The sequence below is a fragment of the Rossellomorea sp. KS-H15a genome (assembly GCF_024195245.1).
Classification (GTDB): domain Bacteria; phylum Bacillota; class Bacilli; order Bacillales; family Bacillaceae_B; genus Rossellomorea; species Rossellomorea vietnamensis.
This window is the reverse complement of sequence record NZ_CP096886.1, coordinates 347,130-372,697: the sequence shown is the minus strand read 5'-3', so window position 1 is coordinate 372,697 and position 25,568 is coordinate 347,130. Positions and strand designations below refer to the sequence as shown.

The window sequence follows — 25,568 nt, the reverse complement described above, 5'->3', positions numbered from 1 at the left end:
TGAGGGGTGAAATTCATGAGCATCAAGGCGGAAGAAATCAGCGCGCTGATAAAAAAGCAAATTGAAAACTATCAGTCTGAGATGAAAGTAAGCGACGTAGGTACAGTTATCCAAATCGGTGACGGTATCGCTCGTGCTCATGGCCTCGACAATGTCATGGCTGGAGAGCTTGTTGAATTTTCTAACGGTGTCATGGGTATGGCACAGAACTTAGAAGAAAACAACGTTGGTATCATCATTCTCGGACCATATACTGACATTCGTGAAGGCGATGAGGTTCGTCGTACTGGACGTATCATGGAAGTACCAGTAGGACAAGAACTAGTTGGTCGTGTAGTAAACTCACTTGGACAACCAGTTGATGGATTGGGTCCAATCGCAACAACGAAAACACGTCCGATTGAAAGTGGAGCACCTGGTGTTATGGATCGTAAATCCGTACACGAACCACTTCAAACGGGTATCAAAGCGATCGATGCGTTAGTTCCGATCGGTCGTGGACAACGTGAATTGATCATCGGTGACCGTCAAACAGGTAAAACATCTGTTGCGATCGATGCGATTCTGAACCAAAAAGACCAGGACATGGTATGTATCTACGTTGCCATCGGTCAAAAAGAATCAACTGTACGTAACGCGGTAGAAACATTGCGTAAGCACGGTGCCCTTGATTACACAATCGTTGTAACGGCATCAGCTGCTTCACCGGCTCCAATGCTATTCTTAGCACCATATGCTGGTATCACAATGGCTGAAGAATTCATGCACAGTGGCAAGCACGTTCTTGTCGTGTATGATGATCTTTCTAAGCAGGCTTCTGCTTACCGTGAGCTTTCCCTATTACTACGTCGTCCTCCAGGCCGTGAAGCATTCCCTGGTGACGTATTCTACTTGCACTCTCGTTTACTTGAGCGTGCGGCGAAGTTAAGTGATGCTAAAGGTGGCGGTTCCATCACAGCATTACCATTCGTTGAAACACAAGCAGGAGATATCTCCGCTTATATCCCGACAAACGTTATCTCCATCACGGACGGACAGATTTTCTTACAATCTGACCTATTCTTCTCCGGTGTACGTCCGGCGATCAATGCGGGTCTTTCCGTATCACGTGTTGGGGGATCTGCACAAATCAAAGCAATGAAGAAGGTTTCCGGTACGCTTCGTCTTGACTTAGCCGCTTACCGTGAGCTTGAAGCATTCGCTCAGTTCGGATCGGATCTTGATAAAGCGACTCAGGCGAAACTGAATCGTGGAGCTCGTACTGTAGAAGTACTGAAGCAGGATCTTAACAAACCACTTAAAGTTGAAAAACAAGTCATGATCTTCTATGCACTGATTAAAGGTCATTTAGATGATATTCCAGTTGTAGATATCCGTCGTTTCGAGTCTGAACTTCTAAGCTGGTTAGATCACAACCATACTGAACTGTTAGACCATATTCGTACGACGAAAGGTCTTCCTGAAGATGATGCAATGAAAACCGCGATCAACGAATTCAAGAAGACGTTCATCAAGTCTGAATAAGGGTTGCCGTCTGACGGCAATGACCATAGTGGAGTAGGGCTAAAAAGCCCCGCTCCCTATGTCTGACAATATGTAAAGGGTGGTGAGAACCAGTGGCATCGTTACGCGATATACAAACTCGTATTACTTCTACCAAAAAGACAAGTCAAATCACCAAAGCAATGGAAATGGTATCGGCTTCTAAATTGAATCGTGCGGAGACGAATGCTAAGTCATTCGTGCCTTACATGAATAAAATTTCTGAAGTGGTGACATCCGTTGCAGCGGGCAGTCAAGGTGTGAGGAATCCGATGCTAGTCTCCCGCCCCGTTAAAAGAACCGGGTATCTGGTCATTACATCAGACCGTGGTTTGGCGGGGGCATATAACAGCAGTGTAATCCGTGCTGTTAGCAATCGAATTAAAGAAAGTCACAGTTCGAATGATGAATTTGCCATTATTGCTCTGGGCCGTGTCGGTGCTGATTTCTTCCGTAAAAAAGGCTTTAATGTCCTTGAATCGGTAACGGGTCTTCCGGATCAACCGAATTTCGCAGACATTAAAGATATCGCAAACAAAGCGGTGGGTATGTTCTCAGCTGAGGCATACGATGAACTGTATATGTTCTACAACCACTATGTAAGTGCGATTCAACAGGATGTTACGGAGAAAAAAGTGTTACCGTTAACGGATCTGACTCCTTCAGGAAAGCTTGCTTCATATGAATTCGAGCCTTCTGCAGAGGAAATCCTAGAGGTATTGCTTCCTCAATACGCTGAAAGCCTGATTTTCGGAGCCTTACTGGACGGTAAAGCAAGTGAGCACGCCGCCCGTATGACAGCGATGAGAAATGCAACCGATAATGCAAAAGAAATCATCAGTGACCTTACACTATCATTTAACCGTGCGCGTCAAGCAGCGATCACTCAGGAAATCACGGAGATCGTCGGCGGGGCTGCGGCACTCGAATAGAACTCTGACGGTTTTTTAGAACCGTTTATACTTTATAAAGTTTTTGTCAAAAGCTAGTTAGGAGGGAAAGAGATGAACAAAGGACACGTTCTTCAAGTAATGGGTCCAGTTGTTGATGTCAAGTTCGCCAGCGGGCAACTTCCTGATATCTACAACTCTTTAAAGGTCCAAATTGCAGATAGAGCTGAACTTACATTAGAGGTTGCCCTTCACCTAGGTGATGATTCTGTACGTACGATCGCAATGGCATCTACGGATGGTTTACAACGTGGAGCCGAAGTACTCGATACAGGAGCACCAATCTCTGTACCAGTAGGGGATGTAACGTTAGGTCGTGTATTCAACGTTCTGGGTGAATCAATCGATTTAGACGAGCCTCTAGCAGCAGGTATCCGTCGTGATCCGATTCACAGACAGGCGCCTACATTCGATCAACTTTCTACAGAAGTTGAGATTCTTGAAACAGGTATCAAAGTAGTAGACTTACTTGCTCCATATATCAAGGGTGGTAAGATCGGTCTATTCGGTGGTGCCGGTGTTGGTAAAACCGTATTAATCCAGGAGCTTATCAATAACATCGCTCAAGAGCACGGTGGTATCTCTGTATTCGCCGGTGTTGGAGAGCGTACGCGTGAAGGAAATGACCTTTACCACGAGATGAGCGATTCTGGCGTTATCAAGAAAACAGCGATGGTATTCGGACAAATGAACGAGCCGCCAGGAGCACGTATGCGTGTTGCCTTGACGGGTCTGACAATGGCAGAATACTTCCGTGATGAGCAAGGTCAAGACGTACTTCTGTTCATCGATAACATCTTCCGTTTCACGCAAGCAGGTTCAGAGGTTTCGGCACTACTTGGCCGTATGCCATCTGCCGTTGGTTACCAGCCGACACTTGCGACTGAAATGGGTCAACTGCAAGAGCGTATCACGTCAACAAACGTAGGTTCTGTAACATCGATCCAAGCGATCTATGTACCTGCGGATGACTACACGGATCCGGCTCCTGCAACAACTTTCGCTCACCTTGACGCAACAACGAACCTTGAGCGTAAGCTTTCTGAAATGGGTATCTATCCTGCGGTAGATCCATTGGCATCGACTTCCCGTGCTCTTTCTCCAGAGATCGTTGGAGAAGAACACTACAATGTTGCACGTAACGTTCAACAAACGTTACAGCGCTATAAAGAACTTCAAGATATCATCGCGATCCTTGGTATGGATGAGCTTTCTGATGATGATAAGCTGACAGTACAACGCGCACGCCGCGTACAGTTCTTCTTATCTCAAAACTTCCACGTTGCAGAACAGTTCACAGGCCAAAAAGGTTCTTACGTAGAAGTAAAGGACACAGTTAAAGGCTTCGTTGATATTCTTGCAGGTAAATACGACCACATTCCAGAAGATGCATTCCGTCTTGTAGGTCCGATCGAGGACGTACTGGCTGCAGCTAAAGAAATGGGCGTAGAGGTATAATTAGGGACCAGGAGGGAAGAAAATGAAGACATTAAAAGTCAATATTGTCACTCCCGATGGCCCAGTGTACGATTCAGAAGTGGAAATGGTGAGCACAAAAGCTCAAAGCGGTGAGCTTGGAATCTTACCTGGACACATTCCGATGGTTGCTCCACTACAAATCGGTGCGGTTCGCCTGAAAAAAGGTGGCAACACTGAGCTTGTAGCTGTCAGTGGCGGATTCTTAGAAGTACGTCCTGAACAAGTGACAATTCTAGCACAGTCTGCTGAAACAGCAGAAGCTATCGATGTACAACGCGCGAAAGAAGCAAAAGGCCGTGCTGAAGACCGCATGCAGGCACAACAGGACGACGTAGACTTCCGTCGTGCCGAACTCGCTCTGAAGCGTGCCATGAACAGAATTAACGTTTCAGAACGTAATTTCTAATCATGAAGGAACCACCTTTCTCATCGAAAGGTGGTTTTTTTTATGGTAAATGAACGGTCTGGATATGCTGCATATTTAAGTAGAGGGATTCTCCTTTGGCTGTAATCATCTCCATGATGTTGTCGTCCACTCTTTCAATCTTACCGATCAACTCTTCGTTGACACCAAGGTTCAATACGACGAGGTGACCGGTGAGTTTTTCAATCTGGACCTCAAAGCTTCTCGCCAGGGTGATGGAGGTTGTCGGATTGACGGGAAGGTTCTCTTTGGCAAGGCGGAACGGGGACAGATTCGTGGAATAGGGAATCAGCCATTTTAAGTGCTGCAGGGAGATATACATCGTTTTATAAACAGGGGAATAGAAGGAGAAGTAGTTATTCATAATACCTGTGATATAGCCGTGAATCGGCTGATTGCCCATTGTATAGATTTCAAGGAAGACTCCTTTGGCCGTCGTCAGAATCTTTCGCAGGGACAACTGGTCCTCCTGCTCAAGCTGGGGACTGTCCGTCGGTTCATCGATGCCGATGGATTCTTTCGATACGATCGACATGTTTTTAATATGAGAAGTAGAAATATAAATATAATCGTCTCCGTTATAGACGATCAGCACTTCATTACCCACTTCGATCAAATACCCGTTGATGGTCTTTTTACCCGTAAGTTCAATGATGACTGCTTCTCCGGTGAATTTAGAATAAACATTTTTCATGTGCTCATTACTCCTTTCTGAATAAGGTAGCCATTCAATTCCATGATTCCAGACAAAATGATTGTAGAAGGCACCCCAATCATGGCACCCTTTGTCCACATTTTTTGGGCCCAATGGGTTTAAATAGAATGAATGCAGTAAGCTGTTGACAAGATGATAAGAACAATCTCAGTATCCTCTTTAAAAAGACCTTACGTGGATACTGAGATTATTCTATTATTTTTATTTCTGCTCATTGAGTTTGCCCAACATTTATCCCGAGTTTCAGCTTTTTTTAATAGAGCACGATTACTTGGATGAATTGGCTCCTTCAATTTCATCGTAATAAAAAGCAGGCTGACGTTTTCTCGATTTTTTACTTGAAGACTTCTTAGAAGATTGGCTCTGTGACGTAGCTTGAGCAGATGAATCTTTATTGCTCGACGAGTCTGAGCTGGCGTTGTCGGACGAATTGGAAGATTCATTGTCTGAATCGGAGGAAGTCGTCTTCTTGGAAGCATCATATACGTTCAGTACAGAAGAATGCTTCAGGTAAACTCTGTCCTTCCCTTGGGTCAATACGAGGTGATCGTCTTCCACTGCTGAAAGTATACCGGAATAGGAAGCTTTTCCTGTACCGTTGATCGTCACCCAGTTAAGCAGGCTCTGAGACAATACGTCAGAAATCTTTTCGCCTTTTAGATGATCACCGGAAACCGGCAATGCTTTTACATATTTAGAGTTCTTCGTCACCGACTGGATTTGTGAAATCGGATAATAAGACGTTTCGTTCTCACTTGAATAGACGGTCACAATCTCAGTACTGACCTCAGCAAGCTGACCGGAAAGCTTCGTCCCGTCGTTCAGCAAAATGTTAATTTGATGACCTGTTAATTCTTTTAATGATTCATTGAAATTACTCATTTATACTCCTCCTTACCCTCTAGAGAATTACTTCTCTTCTTCCGTTTTCTCTTCTTTTTCCGGTTTCACGCCGTAGCTGATGCTCTTGATATGGTACGTAGCCAGGCGGACAACCTCTTCATTTAATACAAGCGTGACGAATTCATCACTTGAATGATCAAGGATTCCCTCGAGCTTTTCAGGACCCCCGCGGTTGATCTTGACCCATTGGTATTTCAAGCTTGTGAGTAAATCACCCAATGTGTCCTCTTTCATAAACTCCAATCCTTCTTCTGACAGTTCTTCCTTAACTGATAACCCAGACTTGATGTTTTGAGAGATGCTCTTCACATGAGAAGAGTTGAAGTAAACCACACCATCTTTTTCCGACAGCAGGGCAAAGTGATCGTCCCCTCCATACAACACCTTTCCAGTACGCGACTCAGGGCCGCCACGATTAACCTTGACAACCTTTCCGACCAATGAAGACAATAATTCTTTATTCATACCTGTTCCCTCCAGTTATCTAAACGTTTTCACTTTATGTATATGTGACAGGCCGTGACAACGTACTATTACAGAAGCCCTTTTTGTAGGACTGGTCGTCGGGAAAAAGGGTTCTTTATCACAGACAAGGCTTCTATCGACCCTTATTCATGATAAAAAAGGGCTCAAAAACAGGGGGGACAACCCATACGCCTGACCACCCATGAACGTAAACTAAAGCAAGAACAAAAGGAGGATGAAATGATGAGTTCGAAAAAAGGGCAAGGAAAAAGTCAGAAACAATGCAGACTATACGGAGAATACCAATGGATGATGGGAGAAATGGGATCGCAAGACGCAAAAGGCGGCAAGGACAAACAAAAGGACCAGGGCAAAGACAAAGGCAAACAACAAAACTGCCGCTGCCAGGGCTACTACTACGAATGCATGCAAAAAGGACAAAGAGGCAAAAATAAAAACAAAGATAAAAACAAAAACAAAGGCAAATAACCACCAACCATAAAACACCATCCAACACCTCCCCAAACAAACCCCAAAAAGAAAACCACCCCTTACAATCCTCTGTAAGGGGTGATTTTTTGAGGGACGGACCTCATCTTAATAGGAATGAATAATATTGAAACACAGTATTCATCACGTTGACGTTCCGGGAATGGATCAAAATAACGTCATTTTGAGGGACGGACCTCGACAAAAGGCTATCTCACGCAAAGAATACAACTCCAAATTCCCCAGCGATTTCCCACCAATTCTGAACAGCTAAATTTCAACAAATTTTCATAGCCAACTCAACTTAAATTTTATTAATATGGATGTGTTATTACAGAATTATGTGGTAAAATGGTCTATGTGCGTCAAATTTGAGAAGCGGGAGTGAGAAGAGTGGTGGAAAGCTTTGGTCAACAGGCACTTGTCAGCATGCTTGTGCATTTATTTGTATTCGCGATCACGTTTTGGGCTTTGCAAGCCATTCAGCTGGACAAGCTCCTGAAGAAGAATCGAGTCGCACAAGGGAGACTATTGTATGTCCTACTAACGGTCGCAATAGGGTCAGCCGTCAGCCGTTTTTTACTGGATTATTACCTATGGTCTCAGAGCTTGCCGGTTTTCTTTGAATAAGTAGAGGTTCTGACAAAAAATAGGTCTTCCTGCATGTTTTCAAGGGACACTGTTTTGAGTAAGATTAATTTTGTGTTCGTCCCTTTGTGAAAAAGTTTCAAAGTGAAACCCTTTTCACAAGACTCGCTTGAAAGCCTCAATAATTGTAAAAAGATGACGACAATTTTCAAGTATGTTCTCCCCCTATTCGGACAGACTTTAGGTAAGGGGAGGAATGAAAAATGAGTCGGTATTTTTACATTATTTTAATCTTTTTGGTTGGATTAGGTTTTCTTCCTGTCATTAATGGGAACAACACTATCGAAGCCAAACATTTATTAGACATTGAAAAGCTTGATCAAGCCATTGTTCATTCTCAAGGTCAGATAACTGAATGGTCTCTATATGCAAGAGAAAACAAAAAAAGCTTCACGAATAAAGGGTTTGCCAAATATAGTACTACTATGCAGGAAACATTTTCTGATTATGACTGGGATACAGAAAAGTCGGCTGAAGGAGTAGTGGTTGTGGGACAACGTCAGACGTCTCACGGGGAAGAAACCATTAAACTCCAGCATACCCCCACAAACGGGCATTCGGTATCGTACATTATGTATGAAATGCGCGGAAATCAGAAAGCGTTGGGAGAAAAGACGAAGCAGTATATCAAGTCTGAATTTATCCCAAATATGGAAATCATTTTTACTTCTAAACCTATGATTTTCTCTTGTATAAAAGGCGAATTCAATGATAAGCTTGAGAAAGTTTTGTCGAATCAGGCTGTCGAACTAATGTCGAAATTAGACGCAAAAGAACTGGAATCACTTAAAGAAAAAGACTTTTATTCCATTTCAGCTTACTCGGAACAAATGTCACGGACTATACCAACAAAAAATGATGATATGAATATACAACTAGGTCTACGGAAAAGCGGAATGGGCGCTAAGACAACCTTTGTGATTGGCACACCCATCCTAATTATTGAATATTAATATAGAGAAATTGGACGCGGAGGGGAATACTCTTGGAAAAAATTATCGTCCGCGGCGGTCAGCGTTTAAGCGGTACAGTGCAAGTTGAAGGAGCAAAGAATGCCGTTTTACCAGTCATCGCTGCTACATTATTAGCAAGTGAAGGAAAAAGTGTAATTAAAAATGTACCACCACTCTCCGATGTATATACGATCAATGAAGTATTACGTCATTTAAATACAGATGTAGAGTTCAACAATGGTGAAGTCATCGTGAATGCATCAAGAGAGTTGTTTATTGAAGCACCATTTGAATATGTGCGTAAAATGCGTGCATCTGTTCTTGTAATGGGATCACTCTTAGGCCGTACGGGTAAAGCGCGTGTCGCTCTCCCTGGTGGCTGTGCAATTGGATCAAGACCGATTGACCAACACTTAAAAGGCTTTGAAGCAATGGGAGCCAAAGTGAAGGTAGGGAATGGTTTCATCGAAGCGGAAGTAGATGGAAGACTGAAAGGTGCCAAGGTGTATCTGGATTTCCCAAGCGTTGGGGCAACAGAAAACATCATGATGGCAGCGGTTCTTGCAGAAGGAACGACTATCTTAGAGAACGTAGCAAAAGAGCCTGAAATTGTCGACTTAGCGAACTTCCTGAACAAAATGGGTGGAAGTGTTGTTGGTGCAGGAACCGGAACAATCCGTATCGAAGGTGTAGACCGTCTATACGGTGTCGAGCACAGCATCATACCTGACCGTATCGAAGCGGGAACCTTCATGGTGGCTGCTGCGATCACTCAAGGTGATGTCCTTGTAAAAGGCGCGATTCCTGAACACTTATCTTCACTAGTGGCGAAGATGGAAGAGATGGGCGTTACGATCATCGACGAAGAAGAAGGTCTTCGTGTCATTGGACCGGAGAAACTGAAATCCGTCGATATCAAGACGATGCCTCATCCAGGTTTCCCGACAGATATGCAATCCCAAATGATGGCCTTGCTTCTTGCAGCTGACGGTACTAGCGTCATCACGGAAACGGTTTTCGAAAATCGTTTCATGCATGCAGAAGAATTCCGTCGTATGGGAGCTGACATCAAGATCGAGGGCCGCTCTGTGATCATGAACGGACCAACACCTCTTCAAGGGGCAGAAGTGGCTGCAACAGATCTTCGTGCAGCAGCAGCACTTTCCATCGCTGGTCTAGTGGCAGACGGTTATACTCGCGTAACAGAACTAAAGCATTTGGATCGTGGATATGTGAACTTCCATCAGAAGCTTGCAGCCCTTGGAGCTGATATCGAGCGTGTGAAGGAAGTCGAAGAAACACCTGTTTCTGAGCAGCAAGACATGATCAAGGATGCGTAAATAGATAGTGGGAAAGGTGAGCTCTTTTTGGAGGGCTTGCCTTTTTTATTTTCAAAAACCCCATCCCCCTGCACGCTATCATTTCCTATCCTCAAACTCTCCCAATTCACAATCATAATTGCTTGTCCACTACCATACATATGAAAGAGAGTGGAGAAGTGTGCTAGGACATTCTCCTATTTAATCTTTCATTGGAGGCCGCGAACATGAAGCAGTTGAAACCCGTAGTGATCATCTTCTCAATCTTTATCAGCATCATCTTTCTTGTACCCACTCTGCTGGTACTCCCATTTTCATCAGACAAGGACACGGCAAACCTGGACGAAAAGCTGAAAAATCAACCATCCGTTGAAGAATTGGCAGACTCAGTCGAGGTGGCGGTGTATCGATCCAGTCAGGATCTCATCGAGAAGCTTCCCCTTGAGCAGTATGTCGTAGGCGTGGTGGCGGGTGAAATGCCGGCGGATTTTGAAAAGGAAGCGTTGAAGGCACAGGCCCTTGCGGCAAGGACCTATATGGTGAATCAGCTTATGTCAGATGATCCTTCTGTGCCGAAGGGAGCCGATGTGACGGATACGGTAGCCCATCAGGTGTATAAAAACCAAAAGGAACTGGCCACCCTATGGGGCTCTGACTATGACTGGAAAATCAAGAAGATTTCAGAAGCGGTCCTTGAAACCAAGGGGAAAGTGCTCACATATGATGATAAGCCGATTACGGCCGCCTTCTTCTCGACAAGCAACGGCTATACGGAAAACTCTGAGGCGTACTGGACAGACGACATCCCGTATTTACGGAGTGTAGAAAGTCCGTGGGATAAAGCATCCCCTAAATTTGAAGATCAAAAGATCATCCCGATCAATGAATTCAAACAGAAGCTCGGTGTCACCTTGCCTAAAGACGGGTCTGTTGGAACGATCACATCAAGGACCGAAGGCAAGAGGGTGGCGAAGGTGGAAATCAACGGGAAGGAATTCACCGGGCGGGAAATCAGGGATAAATTGGGCCTCAGATCGTCGGACTTCACCTGGTACTTGAAGGACGACCACATCGTCATTGCCACAAAAGGATTCGGCCACGGAGTCGGGATGAGTCAGTACGGGGCAAACGGGATGGCGAAGGAAGGCAAGAATTATAAAGATATTGTGACCCATTACTATAAAGACGTCAAAATAACAGAATCCAGCAAACTCCTGCAAAAGGTGACGGCACAAAGATAAGAAAAAGGATTGAGTATAGGTCGTGGCGACCGGACTCAATCCTTTTTTACATAAGCTTCAAACCTCTTCATCGCCTTCGTCAACTTGTGATCCGGATTTCGAAAATACGTCCGGTTCACGATCCAGAACAGAACCGTGACCCCGATCAAATCCTTGGCGGCATCAATCATCGTGGAAGACCGGTACGGAACGAAGGACTGATGGATCTCATCCACAAACCCATAAAAGATGGCTATCAGTGCAACCGTGAAGTTCAATGTGAACCGAAGCCTTCCGTGTGCAAGCAGGGCGACGACGAATAATGCATATAAAATCCCGAACTCCACCAAATGCAGGGATTCCTTGATGAAACGGTCCAACCCATCATCAGGAAACCGCAGCACGGCATCATCGGGATTGCTCGACATGACCCAGATCAGGATCATATAAAGAAAAGGCGCGGCCGTCAGCACATATTTAAGTAACTTCTTCATATAGGTCCCGTCCTTTCAGTTTCTAGTATTGTACCATGGGGGACCGGGATTTCGTTATCATCACTCCATAGTTTCGAAGTTTGCCACATTTTTTTGAGAAAAATTCAACAACCATACATAATCCTCCACACTTTGTCGAAACATAAGAAATTAAAATTTTTTTGCCAATGTGTATATATTTTCTGAATTCTGTTCAGAATGATTGCTGAGGTGATGAAAATGAGAGAGGAAGAAAAGAAACAACCTTCTCAAAACTTTTTGAAAAGACGTTGGGCATACCCAGCAATCTATTTAGCAAGTGCAGCAATCATTATCACGGGGATTCTGTGGTACCAGGCAGGAAATGATGTAAACGAGAAAGCCAAGGATTACAGCTATGATGGAGTTCCTACTGACAATGAGTTCAACCAGCCTGCAGAAGAAGTCAATCGTTCATTGGAAAACTTTGTAATGCCTGTTTCAAGCCCTGAAGACACAGTGATCGAAAAACAATTCTACGACACTGAAGCTTCAGCTGAAGAACAGGAAGCTGCCCTAGTCGTGTATGGAAACATGTACTATCCGAACCAAGGGGTCGACATCTCGAAAGATGGGAAAGAATTCGATGTTCTGGCTGCCATGAGCGGTACAGTCACAAAGGTTCAGGAAGATTCCTTACTTGGTAATACGATTGAAGTCGAGCACAGCAAAGGCATCGTGACTCGCTATCAATCAGTGAAAGATTTTGAAGTCGCGGTTGGAGATGTAGTCGAACAAGGACAAGCCATTGCGAAAGCAGGAAAGAGCTTATTTAATGAAGAAGCAGGCGTTCACGTACACTTTGAAATCCGGAAAGCGGATGTAGCCGTGAATCCAATGGAATACTTCAATAAGTCTCTTGCCACTCTTCAAGAAGCACAGATTGAAGACAAAAAAGTTTCAGGTGAACAGCCGGATGCAGCAGCTGCAGAAGAAAATGCCGTAGAAGACCAAGCTAGCGAAAACAAAGCTACTGAGGACAAAGCTACGGAAGAAAAAGACGCAGCTGAAGAAAACAAGTCCACTGAAGAAAAGCAGGACCAGGCCAAGCCGAAACAAGAAAGCAAAGACAACGCTGACGTAAAAGACGAAGAGTAACACACATAAATGAAGACTGACCGGAATACCGGTCAGTCTTTTTGCTTGTCCAAAAAAATTTCCTTGGAAATTCGACAGGGAGGAAGGTTTACTGGAAAAGCGTTTCCATGGTCATTTTACAGTTCAATATCCATATCTTTTAAAATATCCTTATTTTAGAAAAATGAATGGTGAAACTATGTCGCACGATTGTCGTTTTTTCTTTATTGACCAGGCTTTTTCCAGTAAAGATAATGATGGCATGAATAAAATTTCAGAAAATTAAGTCTTTATAAAACAGGAGGTGAAACGTTGATCTACTTCATGCTATTTTTACTCATCACAGGAGGATGCATCATCCTTGCCCTGAGGAAAAAGCGGGCATTCTTTCTGACCATACCATTTCTGTCTTTATTTATCTATTTTATTGTGCAGATCGCCATTGTTCCGGTGCCATTTTTTGAAACAGTGAAATTTATATTCAGTTTAAAATAATGAGCTTGAAAAGGGGATACCTACATGAAGAAGATTGATAGAGCGAAAGCCGATCAGTATTTTAAAGAAAAAAATCGATACATGGCACTGTACTTAGTGATCTGGCTCCTTTCCTCCTTTGGTGTCGTGCTGTTTGCCGAAAGCTTCTCCACCTTCACCATCAACGGATTTCCGTTCCATTATTTCATGGGCGCACAAGGATCGATCATCATTTTCATTGTGTTACTTTACGTGAATGCGAGGGTGTGTGACGGGATCGATAAGAAATATGGGCTGGATGAAAGCCGGAATGAGCAGATTAGCTACGGGAAAACGCTGGATCATTAAACAAAAAAGAGAAGAAACAGGGGGAAAGAATGAATGGATACTCAGTTTATTGTATCGACGTCTATTATACTGTTGACGTTTGCCTTATATATCGGAATAGCGGTTTATAACAAAGCGAAGGCGACATCGGACTTCTATGTAGCGGGTCGCGGGGTGCCGCCGATCTTTAACGGGATGGCGATCGGGGCCGACTGGATGAGTGCGGCATCATTTATTGGACTGGCTGGTACTGTCATGATCCTCGGTTATGACGGTCTTGCCTATATCATGGGGTGGACAGGAGGATATTTATTATTGACCTTCCTGCTTGCACCACAGCTCAGGAAGTATGGACGGTATACGGTGCCGGAATTCATCGGGGACCGGTACAACAGTCACACGGCCCGGGTCATCGCCGCGATCTGTACGATCATCATCAGCTTTACATATTCCATCGGTCAGCTGTCGGGGTCCGGTGTGGTCATCGGGCGTCTATTCGAAATTGATGCCAAGGTCGGTACGATGATCGGGGTCGTCCTCATTGCCTTTTACGCTGCGTTCGGCGGGATGAAAGGGATCACGTGGACCCAGGTGGCTCAGTATATCGTCTTGATCATAGCGTATTTGATCCCGGTCATCTTCATGTCCCTGCAAATCACGGGGAACCCTGCCCCGTGGATATCGTACGGGGAGCTTGTCGGGAAGATCGGGGAACTTGACCGTGAGCTCGGTGTGTCGGAATACTTCGCTCCTTTTACAAACGGGACGAAGTGGCAGTTCTTGGCCCTCATGTTCACGCTGATGGCCGGTACAGCGGGACTTCCCCATGTCATCGTCCGGTTCTATACGGTGTCCACGATGAAGGCGGCGCGCTGGTCAGGTGCGTGGGCACTTCTTTTCATTGGCCTTCTTTATCTATCAGCCCCAGCATACGCGGCATTCTCCCGTTTTATTTTGATGACAAAAGTAGCGGGAAGTAAAATCAGCGATCTCCCTGCCTGGACAGCCTCATGGGTCGATACGGGGAAACTGCAGGTGGCCGATGCGAATGGGGACGGGATCCTTCAATGGAAGGAAATCATCATTTCGAATGATATCGTCGTCATGGCGACACCAGAGATCGCGAACCTTGGCGTATTCGTCATCGGGCTTGTGGCGGCAGGTGCTATGGCAGCGGCGTTATCGACGGCAGGCGGATTGATGATCGCTATTTCGTCTTCTTTTGCACATGATATTTACTACCGCGTATTCAAGCCGAATGCGACAGAGAGGAATCGTCTGGCGGTTGCACGCTGGTCGATCGTGGTGGCCACTGTCCTCGCCGGAGTGGTGGCATTGAATCCTCCAGGGGTCATCACGCAAATCGTCGCCTGGGCCTTCGCCCTGGCGTCAGGGACGTTCTTCCCGGCCCTCTTACTCGGAGTCTGGTGGAAGCGCTCCAATGCCCAAGGGGTGATCGCAGGGATGCTTGTGGGGCTCGCCGTGACCCTCACCTACATCTTCCTGGCGCGATCAGGCGTGACACTGTTCGGAATCATTGATACAGGAGCGGGTGTATTCGGGGCAGCATCAGCGGCCATTGCCAATATCGTCGTGTCCCTCATGACGAAAGCTCCTTCACAGAAGATCCAGGAAGAAGTAATGGATCTCCGATATCCGGAGCAGATGACCTTTAGAGACGGGGAAGTCTGGGTGGATGATGAGGTGGATTTTAAAGGATGATGGGAGGAAGCCGTACCGTGGGGAAATCCCGGTATGGCATTTTCTTGTTTACAGAGAAAATCAGACATTTTCACATATTCATCGACTCATTTCTCAGGAAATAGTGAGGGGAGGGGGAAACGATACAGATGATGTCGAATGGCATCGGATCATTCGTCATGTCAGGCGTTTGGGTCCATTTATCCATGTAGAGGTCCGTCCCTCACACTTATTTTTCAGAAAATTCAATCGAAACCTTGTCCTTATTGTGTTTTTTGTGCATATATGTGGGCACAAGCTAATAAAATGAAACAAACCTATCAAAACAGAGAGTGTTTGAGGTGAGGAATCGTCATTATACCATTGGTCATTAGCTGCATAAGTTGTTTATATGTTGTAACATCAGGAAGCTGCCGTCCTAAATAAGGCTTTCTGCCGCTTGCCCATGTGCAAGGGGTCTGTACTATTTCATTGATCCGAAAGCGAGTCTCATTTCACACTTCTCACATCCAATTTAGGGAGGTCGAGTGGTGTGCACGATTACATCAAAGAGAGAACAATCAAGATTGGTAAGTATATCGTGGAGACGAAAAAAACTGTTCGTGTAATTGCGAAGGAGTTTGGCGTGTCCAAAAGTACTGTCCATAAAGATTTAACAGAACGACTGCCAGAAATCAATCCGGATCTCGCAAATGAAGTCAAAACCATACTTGATTACCATAAATCAATCCGGCATCTACGAGGTGGAGAGGCAACCAAGCAAAAGTACAAAAAAGAAGAGCTCCACAGCTAACCAAAATACGCCAAGCCCCAGAATGATGGGTTGTGCTTGGTGTGTTTTTGCGTTTTGGGGAGGATGTATGACTTTGCCTGCTGAATATTGGATGAAGTTTAGCTGTTAAAATGTGTACGGAATTAGACTGTTGAATATTCCCGTTTTTTTAGCAGGAGAATAATGAGGAGAGTTTAGCAGGTGAATATCGCTTGAAGTTCAGCTGCTGATTTCACGGTGAAATTCACCTGTCAAAAAACATGGGAAAATCAGCAGCTGAAATTCCGTTCATATTCAGCAGCTGAACACCCAAAAACCCCCCACCAACCATCACTCCTTAACACTCCTGTAACATACCCCTCCAAAACACCCACCTTTTTCCAAGATAATAACAATATCAATACATTTTTTTGACAAATACCATCTCACTTCGACATATTTATGGTAAAATAATTAATTAGGTGAAAGTTCTGCCTTAACGTTAAAACGTAATAACATACTAGTGAAACCATAGATGAATGTAGTTCATGAAATTGTAAAAGTAGAAGGGAGAAACACAAGATGTTCGCGAAAGATATTGGGATTGACCTTGGTACGGCTAATGTATTGATTCATGTTAAAGGAAAAGGGATTGTCTTGAATGAGCCATCGGTCGTGGCACTGGATAAGAATACAGGTAAGGTGTTGGCTGTCGGGGAGGAAGCGCGCCGCATGGTCGGACGTACTCCTGGAAATATTGTGGCAACACGCCCTCTGAAAGACGGAGTCATCGCAGACTTTGATGTGACGGAAGCAATGCTGAAGCACTTTATTAATAAATTGAATGTAAAAGGATTCCTATCGAAACCTCGCATCTTGATCTGCTGCCCTACGAACATCACGAGCGTTGAGCAGAAGGCGATCAGGGAAGCGGCGGAAAAGAGCGGCGGGAAGAAGATTTATCTGGAAGAAGAGCCTAAAGTGGCGGCGATCGGTGCCGGCATGGATATCTTCAATCCGACTGGAAACATGGTCGTGGATATCGGTGGGGGAACGACGGATGTAGCGGTTCTTTCCATGGGTGACATCGTAACGAGTCAGTCGATCAAGATGGCCGGGGATAAATTTGACCACGAAATTCTGAATTATATTAAAAAAGAGTACAAGCTTCTGATCGGGGAGCGTACGGCTGAAGATATCAAGGTGAATATTGGGACAGTATTCTCTGAAACACTTGACGAAGATCGCAGGGAAATGAGCATCCGTGGACGCGATATGGTATCGGGTCTTCCACGTACCATCACCGTGACATCCAAGGAAATCGAAGGGGCGCTTCGTGAGTCAGTGGCGGTCATCGTACAGGCTGCGAAAAATGTCCTTGAGAAGACTCCGCCGGAATTGTCAGCGGATATCATTGACCGCGGAGTTATTTTAACAGGTGGGGGAGCCCTTCTTCACGGAATGGACACGCTTCTTGCGGAAGAATTGAAGGTACCGGTATTGATTGCGGAGAACCCGATGGATTGTGTAGCCATCGGAACGGGATTGATGCTTGAGAACATCGATAAGATTTCAAGAAGAAGAATCGTGTAAAGCCACTGCACCATTGATCCGATATAACGGTTAAGAGGTGAAAGTAAATGTTTCGAGGATTTTATACAGTAGCATCCGGCATGCTTTCTCAGCAGCGGAAGACCGAGATGCTGACAAACAATATGTCGAATGCCAATACACCGGGCTATAAAGCGGATCAGGCTTCGATGAGGGCATTTCCCGAGATGCTGATGGACAGGATGGATTCCACATCGATCCCGACTGAAAAAAAGCTGTTGCTTCCTTTTAATCAAAGAGTGGGAGCACTCAATACAGGTGTGTATATGCAGGAAACGATTCCTTCCTTTGTACAGGGTGACCTTCAGGAAACGGGCCACGGCTTGGATGTGGCGCTTTTGGATGGTTCCATGCCTGTCGATGAAGAAACAGGGATCCGTGGATCGGTGTTCCTGACGGTGGAAGGACCCGATGGATCACCACGCTATACGCGGAACGGAAATCTGACGGTGAATGGAAACGGCTTCCTTACGACGAACAGCGGTTTTTATATGCTGGATGAAAATGGTGACCGGATTCAACTGGAAAGCGATCAGTTCACGGTCGGTGAAAACGGCCAGATTGTCGTAGATGGGAACGCCGTCGCTACGCTGGGTGTGGGATATTCGGATAACCCGAACCTGCTGGTCAAGCAGGGAGATGGGCTGTTGGCAACAGAAGGCAACGTCGCTTTAGGTAATGCCTATGATGAGCCCAATGTTTCCTTTGCCACCAAGCAGGGATTTCTCGAGCGATCCAATGTGGATGCCTCCCGTACGATGACTGACATGATGTCGGCGTACCGGGCATTCGAAGCCAATCAGAAAGTGCTTCAGGCGTATGACCGGAGCATGGAAAAGGCAGCCAACGAAATCGGTCGGGTCAACGGATAGCAAGTATTGTAAATGAATTTCGTCACTGAATACCTTATAATAGGGGAGAACGTGTCATGAATCGGACGATGATTACAGCAACCAACACATTAGGCCAATTGCAGAAACAAATGGATATGATTGGTCACAATCTTTCGAACGCAGATACAAACGGGTACAAGCGCCGGGATGCAACGTTCTCCGAGATGCTTGTGCAGCAGGTGAAAAATCAGAGCGTAGACAAGTTTGAAGCAGGCAGGCTTACCCCTCTTGGAGTCCGGGAAGGAAACGGTGCCAAGCTTTCACAGGCGCAGCTGATCTTGAATCAGGGGTCGTTGAAAGCGACAGGCCGCTCTCTGGACTTTGCTTTGACCAGTGATCGTCAGTTCTTCAAGGTGCTGGAGGCTGATGAGGACTCGAGTGCCGTGCGCTACACGAGGGACGGAGCATTCTCTGCGAGTCCTACCGGGAACGGGGAAATGATGCTTGTGAACGGAAGCGGGCTTCCTGTATTGGATGAGAATGATAACTATATTACGTTTTCTGAGGATGCGGCTGCTTTTGAATTGGGTGACAATGGCGTACTGACCGTCAGGGATTCAAATGGCGGGGAAGAACGCTTTAACCTAGGCGTAGTGACCGTTGAAAAATCTCAATTTCTTCAGCAATATGGCGGGAACCTGTTAGGTTTTGCAGATAACCTGGATCAACTGGGCGTCACAGAAGATGAAGTGGTGACCAACGTCACGGGTGGAGCACGAAGGGATATTTCCATGGTTCAGAGTTCGTTAGAAGGATCGAACGTGGATATCAGCAAAGAAATGACGGACATGCTGAGTGTCCAACGATCATATCAATTCCAGGCGCGATCGATCTCCCTTGCAGATCAAATGATGGGCCTTGTAAATGGGATACGCTAAAAGGAGTTAAATGCTATGAGTGAAAAAGAGCTACTGCAAGAAAAAGTGACAAGAGAATCAGTGAAAACAGAAAATAAGGCAAAGCAAAAGGACGAAACCAGGCCATCACGCTGGGTGCGTGTTCGCATGCTTCCCATCTGGCTCAGAATCCTTCTGTTCATCCTTCTTCTTGCAGGAAGCCTCGTCCTCGGTGCCGTCATCGGCTTCGCAGGCATCGGCAACGGCAACGCCGCCGACGTCTTCAAAGCAGAAACCTGGCAGCATATTATTGATATCGTAGTGAAGAAATAATTTCTGAGGGACGGACCTCGAAATCGTTAGCTTTTGCGGCAGTGAACCTTGATATTACAGGGTTTCGTTGTGGATAGAGCTTGTGATTCGAGGTCCGTCCCTTTTTTGAGTGGTTATCGTTGTGATGTGGAGAAGGGAGGGACGGACCTCGAATTTGCTCCCTTTTTGGATGAAGAACGTTGGTGTAAAGCGATTCCCTTGAAGAATAGAACCGGTTTTCGAGGTCCGTCCCTCCCATCCTGTTGCTATTACAACCCCGGTTTCTGTACAATAAGGTGTACATACATATTGGTAGGAGGAATTATGCATGCTTGATATTAATGAGATTAAAGAGATTATTCCCCATCGTTATCCGTTTTTGCTGGTAGATCGGATTTTAGAGGTGGAGGAAGGCAAGAAGGCAATCGGGATCAAGAATGTGACGGCGAATGAGGAGTTTTTCAATGGTCACTTTCCTGATTACCCTGTCATGCCGGGTGTGCTGATCGTCGAAGCACTGGCTCAGGTAGGGGCCGTGGCGATGCTGAAGGTGGAAGATAACCGCGGACGTCTGGCGTTCTTCACAGGCATCGACAAATGCCGTTTCAAGCGTCAGGTAAAGCCTGGAGATCAGCTCCGACTTGAAGTGGAGATGATCCGTTTTAAAGGACCGATCGGTAAAGGAAAAGGTGTGGCAACCGTTGAAGGTGAAGTTGCTTGTGAGTTAGAGATGATGTTCGCTCTTGGAGATAAACAATAGCAATCCCATATAGAAAACCGGGTTGGGTGTGATTGATTTCACCTCAAACCCGGTTTTTTTAACTCGAAAATGATTCCATATGCAAGTTAATTCATTTTCCGGGAAAGCTAACAAAAGACCAACGTAACGGTCTTACATTAACCAACATCGAAAGGAGCCATACATCATGAGCAAAAAGTTACTATCGGTCCTTGGTGGATCAGCACTTGCCGCTTTCCTTCTTGTAGGATGTAACGCCAACCAGGAGCCTCCTCCGGAAGACGAAGCACCAGTGGAAGAAAACGACAACATGGATGAGAATAACGACATGAATGACAACGGGGATATGAATCAAGAGCACTACCCTGAGTCAGAAGACAAGAACAAGCAAGGCGATAAAGATGCAGCGAAGGATAATAACACTCCGGAAGAAGACGCTGTAGAAGATGATATTGATATGAAGGATAAGGATAATAAGGACGAGTAATGAATGGCGCAGAGGCTACTTGAGCTTCTGCGCTTTACTCTATTCTCCTTGCGTTGATGATATAACGATCGGTAGTGCTTGAAAGGTATTCAAAAGGGTAGCAGGTAGAAAGGGTCAGAACTTCCTCAGGAGCGGTTGGTTCCAGGACAGAGAGGTCGGTTTCTTTGACGACAAGTGTTTCATAAATCTCATATATGTGTGTACCAGTCTCCATTTCAATGGTTAATTGGTCTCCTTTTTGTAGTTCGCCCATTTTTGTGAAAACTGTATCCCGATGACCTGCCAGGAAGATCCGGTCTTTTTGTCCGGGGAGTTTAGTGGTGGAGTAGTGGCCTACCCCTTTTTCTAGCTCGGCTTCATCGGTTCCCGATATGATAGGCAACTCACGGTCTAGCTTCGGTATGGAGAGGACGCCAATTACGTCTCCTTTTTTGAAATGGTATTCCACTGGTTTACCCTTCCCTTTATTTTCATCTCCTTTAACGAACGGTGTATTTTCATTAAAAGAGGCTTTTGCTTCTATTAGAGACTTGGCTTGTACTTGTTCTTGCTTATTCATTTCAAAATAAAAGTATGAAATACAGCTTATTCCTGCAAAGAAAAAGATTGAACCAAGGAGGATTAATATCTTATTCATTGTGGAGTTTCCTCCTTTTATAATGTACAAAAGAAAGATAGTCCTTAAATTCTTCTTTCGTTAAACCATCCTGAATCGCTTTTTCCAGAGGTTCTATCCACTCTTCATCTAAAATTACTTTTCTCTTATCAGTTGAGAGAATCTCCTCTAATGAGCTATCCATACTTGTCGCGATCTTCCTTAATACCTTTATAGAAGGATTTTTTTGTATTCCACGTTCTATAGAACTAATATATGATTTTGAGACATTCGAAAGATTAGCCAGTTCATTAATCGTTAACCCCATTTCCTCTCGTAATCCCTTTATCCTGTCACCAACCATTCCACAACTCCCCTTTTAGTGTATTTAATTCATTATATAGAACAAAATGTTTTTTATAAAATACAAAATAATTAGGAAATAGGAGCTATTAAGAGAAAAAGAAAGGGATTTATTCGTTATTGAGAATATTTGCCTGTTTTTGGGGTTTTTCAAATGCGAGTAGGTATTTTATACTGAACTTAGTTGTTCGATATGAAGAACAAAAAGTTCTTCTAAGGAGGCTGACAATAATTGCATCCATTAAGTAGGAAGTATAAGAGCAGAAAGATGAGATTTAAACGAACAAAAAAAATGAAGATTTTATTTCACTTAACGCTTCTCTATTTTATTTTATATTCCTTGAGTTATCAGGTAGGTGATACATACTCATATTTTTCTGATGAATCTATTCAAGGAGGAAGTATTGCCACATCGGATAACTTTTGTAGAGATAGTACAGATTACTTCAATAAACATTTAGATGAAGCTTGCAAGGATGAAGTAGCAAAAATGTGTGAAGATTGGCCTCACTTGGATAATAGCTTGAAAAAATTGATAAAAGAAAAATGTAAAGACAATTCTGGCCTGGGTAACGGCTGTGAGGACGACACGGTAGATGATCCAGAGGATTGCAAAGAACCAGGTACAGACCCTGATAATCCCGCTCATGGCAATAATGATAATCACCCTGACAAGGGCAACGAAAAAAATAAAGATAATGGGCCAAACGATAATGAGAAACAGAATAATAAAGATAATCAAGCTAAGGAAGAATCAAAATCTCAAAATGTAGATGATAAGACTGAAGCGCCAGAAAACGATACAGATAAACCAAAAGAAGAAGAACCTAAAGAAACTCCGAAAAAGTCAGAGGATGAAAGTTTAAATACTGAAAAACCATCTCAATCTATAGATGGGGCAGAAGAAACACAGGACCAACAAGTAGATAAAAATAATGTAACGGAAAAAGTGCCAAATAAAGAAACGATAAAGCCATCAACAGAAGGAGGAGAAGACAGTGAATTGGAAAAAAGCTCTTAAAATAGTAAACCACTTTATTTCCACCTTATTAATTATCATTCTCTTGTGTTCGTTTTACGTAATGATTTCTTCAAAGGTAAGTGGAGGTCAGCCAACCATATTTGGTAATCAATTAATGCTTGTTCTCTCAGGATCCATGGAACCAACAATCGATACCGGATCTGTTGTTGGAGTTAAGGAAGTAAAGGACACTACCAATCTAAAAAAAGGAGATATCGTCACCTTCTATTCTCCTATAAAGAAAAATACGATTGTTACCCATAGAATTATAGACGTCAAAGGCGAAGGTGAATTCACACAATATATAACCAAAGGGGATAACAATGAAACGGATGACCCTCGGCCAGTACCATCATCAAAGATTATAGGAAAGTATTCTGGTATAAACGTTCCTTATGTTGGATATATCCTTCAATTCTTACAATCTAAAAATGGAATTGCCCTTAGTCTCATTTTGCCTGGGATGATCATCATCATATACAACATTATTTCGTTGTGGATGGCATTTAATAGAGAGTATGGAAGTAAAGGTAAAAGTAAAGAAGAAAGAGTTGCTTAAGTTGGTATTCACTACTGGTTTAACTAGTAGAAAAATATAAATCACAAAACATTTGGAGGGAAAAATCAATGAATTTTAAGAGACAGCTATTAACGGGAGCATCATCAATTGCAATGGGAGCTATGGCAGTTATGGGAGGAACCTTTGCATACTTTAGTGACACCATTGAAACAGAAGGAAAGTTTACTAACGGAACGATTAATATTCAACCTGAACAACCTTATCTAGAAGCATTCGAACTAACAGGGTGGAAGCCTGGTGATAAGTTAGTGGCAATGGTAGATAATCAAGAACCTGCAATGGTTGTGAATAATCAAGGAACATTACCGGTAGATGTATTTTTAAAACTAAATTCCTCTTCTGTTAAGGGATCAGACAATGCGATTTTTGTAAAACAACTTAAATTTGGTAGCGACAATATTTTAGATCCGAGTTGGGATTCAAGTGGTGATGGTAAAGTTTCACTTGCAGAACTTTCTACAGCGTTAAAAGGAGATACTCAGTTAAATGGTAAAACAGTGAGCGGCGTAGGAAAGTACATAGGCTCTCTGGATACTAAAAAAGGTTATAATGGTGAGGATATTGCAGGTGCACAAACAATTAAATCTCTTAAGTATGAATTAGAATTTGAAGATACTGGTGTAGAACAAAATAATCTTCAAGGTGATGTTACTAACTTAGGATTTACATTCACTGGATTGCAGTATGAAGGAACGACATATGATAAAAATAACTTAGATAATTATAAAAAATCAGATGGTTCTCCAGCTTCTGGTGGTGGCGGTGTCTACAAGCAAACTGGTGACATCAATGATAAGAGCGGCTCAGCCGGAGGTCAATAATAATAGAGAGTTGATAAAACTATAGGTGGGGGTTTCCCCACCTATTTTGTAGATTAAAGGTGGTGCTTATGAATAAACAGATTGTAAGTGTAGGGATATCCCTACTTTTAATTATGATATTAGGTATAATCAATACACCATTTTTAAGTACAGTTGCCGAAACAGCACCTAAAGTAATAGATATTAGCCTAGATCGTGGAGAGACGTTTATTGAGTTAAACGCCCTGAAGCCAGGGGATCGAATTTTAGATTCCATCAAAGTCAAAAACGACGGAAACGTAAATATAACGTATAACCACTTTGCAGAATTTCGGGGAGGCTCCGAAAAATACTTCAATAAAATCTTATTGAACGTTAAAGATAGCAATAATAACATTTTATATGAAGGGCTCATCAAAGATTTTAATGAAATTGAATCAAGAAAGTTAGCTAAAAGATCAACCGAAGAACTATTCTATGAATATATCATCCCACCGGAATTAGGGAATGAATATCAGGGGCTCTCAACATCAATTCTGTTGAAATATTACGCTGAGGAGTATGGCGGAACTTCTAACGCTGATCATGAAACTCCATCTTCAGGTTCTGAATCCCCAAACAGTCAACATGATGAAGAAATAAAAGGTGTCAAAGATCCAACTCAATCAATACATGTGAATTCACAAGGAACAAAGCTCCCTAATACCGCTACCAACATCTACAAGATACTAGCTCTAGGAATCATTTTAACAACTCTTGGATTAATCTTTGTTTTTATCAATAGACGCTTTACAAAAGAAAGGTAATAAAATAAAAAGATTAAGAGGTGATTCCATGTACAAAAAAACCTGCACCCGCTGTACCAGATCATCCTACAGCAGCACCGAATCGGGTCAATGGATCTGTCCTTCATGCGGATTCGACCTAACCAACCAGGCGTTCTACAGCCCCACGAATTACCAGAATATCAATAAGAAAGTCCTCCCTCTAAGAAGAAAGCTTGAAAGCTATAAAAATAGCCTTTATTCGTAGTGGTTCGACAAATCTCTTCGATTATTTTATTCAACTGGTTTTAATTTCTAACGGATTGTCAGATAAGGGTTTAATATGTAGGAAAAAAGTGTAAAATTAATTATCAGAATAGACAAAAAACAACACGGCGCCAGAAAATATAATAGTATAATCGAATTAGTTCGAAGGGAAGAGTCAGATAAAGGCAAACTCGTCGAAAGATGAGGACGCAAAGTCACAGATCTAAGGTTTGAAAATAGTCATATCCTCCTAAGCATCTTGAATATAATGAACAGATTAAATAATGAAGAAGGTGTGATCATTTGCGAACGATGATGGCTGGATTGCCTGGAATACATACATGTATTTTG

At 43.7% G+C, this 25,568-nt stretch carries 30 protein-coding genes and 1 riboswitch; of the genes, 24 read left to right on the top strand and 6 right to left on the bottom strand.

Features of this window, described 5'->3' with window-relative positions:
- Nucleotides 1-15 precede the first annotated feature (15 nt).
- The 4 genes from atpA to M1J35_RS01705 all read left to right on the top strand — a co-directional run bounded on the left by atpA (nt 16) and on the right by M1J35_RS01705 (nt 4,377).
- On the top strand, nt 16-1,524 hold the full coding sequence (atpA, locus tag M1J35_RS01720; protein WP_034765162.1) for a F0F1 ATP synthase subunit alpha: 1,509 nt from the start codon (nt 16-18) through the stop codon (nt 1,522-1,524).
- Nucleotides 1,525-1,616: 92 nt separating this feature from the next.
- Nucleotides 1,617-2,474, top strand: a complete 858-nt coding sequence (locus M1J35_RS01715; protein ID WP_224522548.1) for a F0F1 ATP synthase subunit gamma — start codon at nt 1,617-1,619, stop codon at nt 2,472-2,474.
- A 72-nt stretch (nt 2,475-2,546) separates the two neighbouring features.
- Nucleotides 2,547-3,950: a F0F1 ATP synthase subunit beta gene (gene atpD / locus M1J35_RS01710; RefSeq protein WP_034765166.1), complete on the top strand. Its 1,404-nt coding sequence runs from the start codon at nt 2,547-2,549 to the stop codon at nt 3,948-3,950.
- A 22-nt stretch (nt 3,951-3,972) separates the two neighbouring features.
- Entirely contained in the window at nt 3,973-4,377 is a 405-nt protein-coding gene (locus M1J35_RS01705; RefSeq protein WP_034765168.1) for a F0F1 ATP synthase subunit epsilon, read from the top strand.
- 40 nt (nt 4,378-4,417) lie between these two features.
- Here M1J35_RS01705 and M1J35_RS01700 read toward each other — a convergent pair whose 3' ends face one another.
- The 3 genes from M1J35_RS01700 to M1J35_RS01690 form a co-directional block, all read right to left on the bottom strand.
- Nucleotides 4,418-5,089, bottom strand: coding sequence for a DUF2642 domain-containing protein (locus M1J35_RS01700; RefSeq protein WP_224522549.1), 672 nt, complete (start codon nt 5,087-5,089; stop codon nt 4,418-4,420).
- 288 nt (nt 5,090-5,377) lie between these two features.
- On the bottom strand, nt 5,378-5,992 hold the full coding sequence (locus M1J35_RS01695) for a hypothetical protein (protein ID WP_224522550.1): 615 nt from the start codon (nt 5,990-5,992) through the stop codon (nt 5,378-5,380).
- A 27-nt stretch (nt 5,993-6,019) separates the two neighbouring features.
- Entirely contained in the window at nt 6,020-6,478 is a 459-nt protein-coding gene (locus tag M1J35_RS01690) for a hypothetical protein (RefSeq protein ID WP_224522551.1), read from the bottom strand.
- Between the two features lie 240 nt (nt 6,479-6,718).
- Here M1J35_RS01690 and M1J35_RS01685 point away from each other — a divergent pair, with 240 nt between their 5' ends.
- The 5 genes from M1J35_RS01685 (at nt 6,719) to spoIID (ending at nt 11,128) form a co-directional block, all read left to right on the top strand.
- The gene (locus M1J35_RS01685) at nt 6,719-6,967 is read left to right on the top strand and encodes a hypothetical protein (protein WP_254652624.1); all 249 of its coding nucleotides are present in this window, start codon (nt 6,719-6,721) and stop codon (nt 6,965-6,967) included.
- Between the two features lie 393 nt (nt 6,968-7,360).
- On the top strand, nt 7,361-7,597 hold the full coding sequence (locus M1J35_RS01680) for a DUF1146 family protein (RefSeq protein WP_254652623.1): 237 nt from the start codon (nt 7,361-7,363) through the stop codon (nt 7,595-7,597).
- Nucleotides 7,598-7,818: 221 nt separating this feature from the next.
- Nucleotides 7,819-8,568 (top strand): YwmB family TATA-box binding protein, encoded by a 750-nt coding sequence (locus M1J35_RS01675; protein ID WP_254652622.1) that lies wholly within the window; start codon nt 7,819-7,821, stop codon nt 8,566-8,568.
- Between the two features lie 32 nt (nt 8,569-8,600).
- Nucleotides 8,601-9,908 (top strand): UDP-N-acetylglucosamine 1-carboxyvinyltransferase, encoded by a 1,308-nt coding sequence (gene murA / locus M1J35_RS01670; RefSeq protein WP_254652621.1) that lies wholly within the window; start codon nt 8,601-8,603, stop codon nt 9,906-9,908.
- 206 nt (nt 9,909-10,114) lie between these two features.
- Complete coding sequence (gene spoIID / locus M1J35_RS01665; RefSeq protein ID WP_254652620.1) at nt 10,115-11,128, top strand: stage II sporulation protein D; 1,014 nt, start codon at nt 10,115-10,117, stop codon at nt 11,126-11,128.
- Between the two features lie 35 nt (nt 11,129-11,163).
- Here spoIID and M1J35_RS01660 read toward each other — a convergent pair whose 3' ends face one another.
- Nucleotides 11,164-11,601, bottom strand: a complete 438-nt coding sequence (locus M1J35_RS01660) for a VanZ family protein (protein WP_254652619.1) — start codon at nt 11,599-11,601, stop codon at nt 11,164-11,166.
- 258 nt (nt 11,602-11,859) lie between these two features.
- Here M1J35_RS01660 and M1J35_RS01655 point away from each other — a divergent pair, with 258 nt between their 5' ends.
- The 11 genes from M1J35_RS01655 (at nt 11,860) to M1J35_RS01605 (ending at nt 20,827) form a co-directional block, all read left to right on the top strand.
- Nucleotides 11,860-12,717 (top strand): stage II sporulation protein SpoIIQ, encoded by an 858-nt coding sequence (locus M1J35_RS01655; RefSeq protein ID WP_254652618.1) that lies wholly within the window; start codon nt 11,860-11,862, stop codon nt 12,715-12,717.
- 291 nt (nt 12,718-13,008) lie between these two features.
- Nucleotides 13,009-13,191, top strand: coding sequence for a hypothetical protein (locus tag M1J35_RS01650; RefSeq protein ID WP_034765190.1), 183 nt, complete (start codon nt 13,009-13,011; stop codon nt 13,189-13,191).
- A 24-nt stretch (nt 13,192-13,215) separates the two neighbouring features.
- Nucleotides 13,216-13,518 carry a DUF4212 domain-containing protein gene (locus M1J35_RS01645; protein WP_254652617.1) on the top strand — a complete coding sequence of 101 codons (303 nt, stop codon included), beginning with the start codon at nt 13,216-13,218 and terminating at the stop codon, nt 13,516-13,518.
- Between the two features lie 33 nt (nt 13,519-13,551).
- The gene (locus M1J35_RS01640) at nt 13,552-15,219 is read left to right on the top strand and encodes a sodium:solute symporter family protein (protein ID WP_254652616.1); all 1,668 of its coding nucleotides are present in this window, start codon (nt 13,552-13,554) and stop codon (nt 15,217-15,219) included.
- A gap of 511 nt (nt 15,220-15,730) precedes the next feature.
- Nucleotides 15,731-15,991: a sporulation transcriptional regulator SpoIIID gene (gene spoIIID / locus M1J35_RS01635; protein WP_034765200.1), complete on the top strand. Its 261-nt coding sequence runs from the start codon at nt 15,731-15,733 to the stop codon at nt 15,989-15,991.
- Between the two features lie 540 nt (nt 15,992-16,531).
- The gene (locus M1J35_RS01630; protein ID WP_206857105.1) at nt 16,532-17,542 is read left to right on the top strand and encodes a rod shape-determining protein; all 1,011 of its coding nucleotides are present in this window, start codon (nt 16,532-16,534) and stop codon (nt 17,540-17,542) included.
- A 47-nt stretch (nt 17,543-17,589) separates the two neighbouring features.
- On the top strand, nt 17,590-18,432 hold the full coding sequence (locus M1J35_RS01625) for a flagellar hook-basal body protein (RefSeq protein WP_254652615.1): 843 nt from the start codon (nt 17,590-17,592) through the stop codon (nt 18,430-18,432).
- Nucleotides 18,433-18,488: 56 nt separating this feature from the next.
- Nucleotides 18,489-19,331, top strand: coding sequence for a flagellar hook-basal body protein (locus M1J35_RS01620; RefSeq protein ID WP_254652614.1), 843 nt, complete (start codon nt 18,489-18,491; stop codon nt 19,329-19,331).
- 15 nt (nt 19,332-19,346) lie between these two features.
- Nucleotides 19,347-19,622 carry a DNA-directed RNA polymerase subunit beta gene (locus tag M1J35_RS01615; protein ID WP_254652613.1) on the top strand — a complete coding sequence of 92 codons (276 nt, stop codon included), beginning with the start codon at nt 19,347-19,349 and terminating at the stop codon, nt 19,620-19,622.
- Between the two features lie 307 nt (nt 19,623-19,929).
- Nucleotides 19,930-20,361 (top strand): 3-hydroxyacyl-ACP dehydratase FabZ, encoded by a 432-nt coding sequence (gene fabZ, locus M1J35_RS01610; protein WP_254652612.1) that lies wholly within the window; start codon nt 19,930-19,932, stop codon nt 20,359-20,361.
- Between the two features lie 166 nt (nt 20,362-20,527).
- Nucleotides 20,528-20,827: a hypothetical protein gene (locus tag M1J35_RS01605; RefSeq protein ID WP_224522567.1), complete on the top strand. Its 300-nt coding sequence runs from the start codon at nt 20,528-20,530 to the stop codon at nt 20,825-20,827.
- Between the two features lie 34 nt (nt 20,828-20,861).
- Here the strand turns inward: M1J35_RS01605 and M1J35_RS01600 are convergent, their stop codons facing one another.
- Both M1J35_RS01600 and M1J35_RS01595 read right to left on the bottom strand, forming a co-directional pair.
- Nucleotides 20,862-21,464, bottom strand: coding sequence for a class D sortase (locus tag M1J35_RS01600; protein ID WP_254652611.1), 603 nt, complete (start codon nt 21,462-21,464; stop codon nt 20,862-20,864).
- On the bottom strand, nt 21,457-21,786 hold the full coding sequence (locus tag M1J35_RS01595) for a helix-turn-helix domain-containing protein (RefSeq protein WP_254652610.1): 330 nt from the start codon (nt 21,784-21,786) through the stop codon (nt 21,457-21,459). The genes M1J35_RS01600 and M1J35_RS01595 overlap by 8 nt, the downstream gene beginning before the upstream one ends.
- Before the next feature lie 291 nt (nt 21,787-22,077).
- Between M1J35_RS01595 and M1J35_RS01590 the strand changes: the two genes are divergently transcribed.
- The 4 genes from M1J35_RS01590 to M1J35_RS01575 all read left to right on the top strand — a co-directional run bounded on the left by M1J35_RS01590 (nt 22,078) and on the right by M1J35_RS01575 (nt 24,992).
- The gene (locus tag M1J35_RS01590; protein ID WP_254652609.1) at nt 22,078-22,806 is read left to right on the top strand and encodes a hypothetical protein; all 729 of its coding nucleotides are present in this window, start codon (nt 22,078-22,080) and stop codon (nt 22,804-22,806) included.
- A complete protein-coding gene (gene sipW / locus M1J35_RS01585) occupies nt 22,784-23,365 on the top strand; it encodes a signal peptidase I SipW (RefSeq protein WP_254652608.1) in 582 nt (193 codons plus the stop codon). The genes M1J35_RS01590 and sipW overlap by 23 nt, the downstream gene beginning before the upstream one ends.
- 68 nt (nt 23,366-23,433) lie before the next feature.
- Entirely contained in the window at nt 23,434-24,207 is a 774-nt protein-coding gene (locus M1J35_RS01580; RefSeq protein ID WP_254652607.1) for a TasA family protein, read from the top strand.
- 68 nt (nt 24,208-24,275) lie between these two features.
- The gene (locus M1J35_RS01575; protein ID WP_254652606.1) at nt 24,276-24,992 is read left to right on the top strand and encodes a transcription factor S-II central domain-containing protein; all 717 of its coding nucleotides are present in this window, start codon (nt 24,276-24,278) and stop codon (nt 24,990-24,992) included.
- Nucleotides 24,993-25,391: 399 nt separating this feature from the next.
- Nucleotides 25,392-25,549, top strand: a riboswitch (cyclic di-GMP riboswitch).
- Nucleotides 25,550-25,568: the final 19 nt, after the last annotated feature.

Bases quoted from the DNA above. Each gene is read 5' to 3' on its own strand.
- M1J35_RS01605 (WP_224522567.1), top strand. From the start codon at position 20,528: ATGAGCAAAAAGTTACTATCGGTCCTTGGTGGATCAGCACTTGCCGCT.
- M1J35_RS01690 (WP_224522551.1), bottom strand. From the start codon at position 6,478: ATGAATAAAGAATTATTGTCTTCATTGGTCGGAAAGGTTGTCAAGGTT.
- M1J35_RS01640 (WP_254652616.1), top strand. From the start codon at position 13,552: ATGGATACTCAGTTTATTGTATCGACGTCTATTATACTGTTGACGTTT.
- M1J35_RS01580 (WP_254652607.1), top strand. From the start codon at position 23,434: ATGAATTTTAAGAGACAGCTATTAACGGGAGCATCATCAATTGCAATG.
- fabZ (WP_254652612.1), top strand. From the start codon at position 19,930: ATGCTTGATATTAATGAGATTAAAGAGATTATTCCCCATCGTTATCCG.
- atpD (WP_034765166.1), top strand. From the start codon at position 2,547: ATGAACAAAGGACACGTTCTTCAAGTAATGGGTCCAGTTGTTGATGTC.
- M1J35_RS01625 (WP_254652615.1), top strand. From the start codon at position 17,590: ATGTTTCGAGGATTTTATACAGTAGCATCCGGCATGCTTTCTCAGCAG.
- M1J35_RS01705 (WP_034765168.1), top strand. From the start codon at position 3,973: ATGAAGACATTAAAAGTCAATATTGTCACTCCCGATGGCCCAGTGTAC.
- M1J35_RS01600 (WP_254652611.1), bottom strand. From the start codon at position 21,464: ATGAATAAGATATTAATCCTCCTTGGTTCAATCTTTTTCTTTGCAGGA.
- M1J35_RS01695 (WP_224522550.1), bottom strand. From the start codon at position 5,992: ATGAGTAATTTCAATGAATCATTAAAAGAATTAACAGGTCATCAAATT.
- M1J35_RS01620 (WP_254652614.1), top strand. From the start codon at position 18,489: ATGAATCGGACGATGATTACAGCAACCAACACATTAGGCCAATTGCAG.
- M1J35_RS01645 (WP_254652617.1), top strand. From the start codon at position 13,216: ATGAAGAAGATTGATAGAGCGAAAGCCGATCAGTATTTTAAAGAAAAA.
- M1J35_RS01700 (WP_224522549.1), bottom strand. From the start codon at position 5,089: ATGAAAAATGTTTATTCTAAATTCACCGGAGAAGCAGTCATCATTGAA.
- spoIID (WP_254652620.1), top strand. From the start codon at position 10,115: ATGAAGCAGTTGAAACCCGTAGTGATCATCTTCTCAATCTTTATCAGC.
- M1J35_RS01575 (WP_254652606.1), top strand. From the start codon at position 24,276: ATGAATAAACAGATTGTAAGTGTAGGGATATCCCTACTTTTAATTATG.
- M1J35_RS01630 (WP_206857105.1), top strand. From the start codon at position 16,532: ATGTTCGCGAAAGATATTGGGATTGACCTTGGTACGGCTAATGTATTG.
- M1J35_RS01595 (WP_254652610.1), bottom strand. From the start codon at position 21,786: ATGGTTGGTGACAGGATAAAGGGATTACGAGAGGAAATGGGGTTAACG.
- atpA (WP_034765162.1), top strand. From the start codon at position 16: ATGAGCATCAAGGCGGAAGAAATCAGCGCGCTGATAAAAAAGCAAATT.
- M1J35_RS01660 (WP_254652619.1), bottom strand. From the start codon at position 11,601: ATGAAGAAGTTACTTAAATATGTGCTGACGGCCGCGCCTTTTCTTTAT.
- M1J35_RS01675 (WP_254652622.1), top strand. From the start codon at position 7,819: ATGAGTCGGTATTTTTACATTATTTTAATCTTTTTGGTTGGATTAGGT.
- M1J35_RS01590 (WP_254652609.1), top strand. From the start codon at position 22,078: ATGAAGATTTTATTTCACTTAACGCTTCTCTATTTTATTTTATATTCC.
- M1J35_RS01615 (WP_254652613.1), top strand. From the start codon at position 19,347: ATGAGTGAAAAAGAGCTACTGCAAGAAAAAGTGACAAGAGAATCAGTG.
- M1J35_RS01685 (WP_254652624.1), top strand. From the start codon at position 6,719: ATGATGAGTTCGAAAAAAGGGCAAGGAAAAAGTCAGAAACAATGCAGA.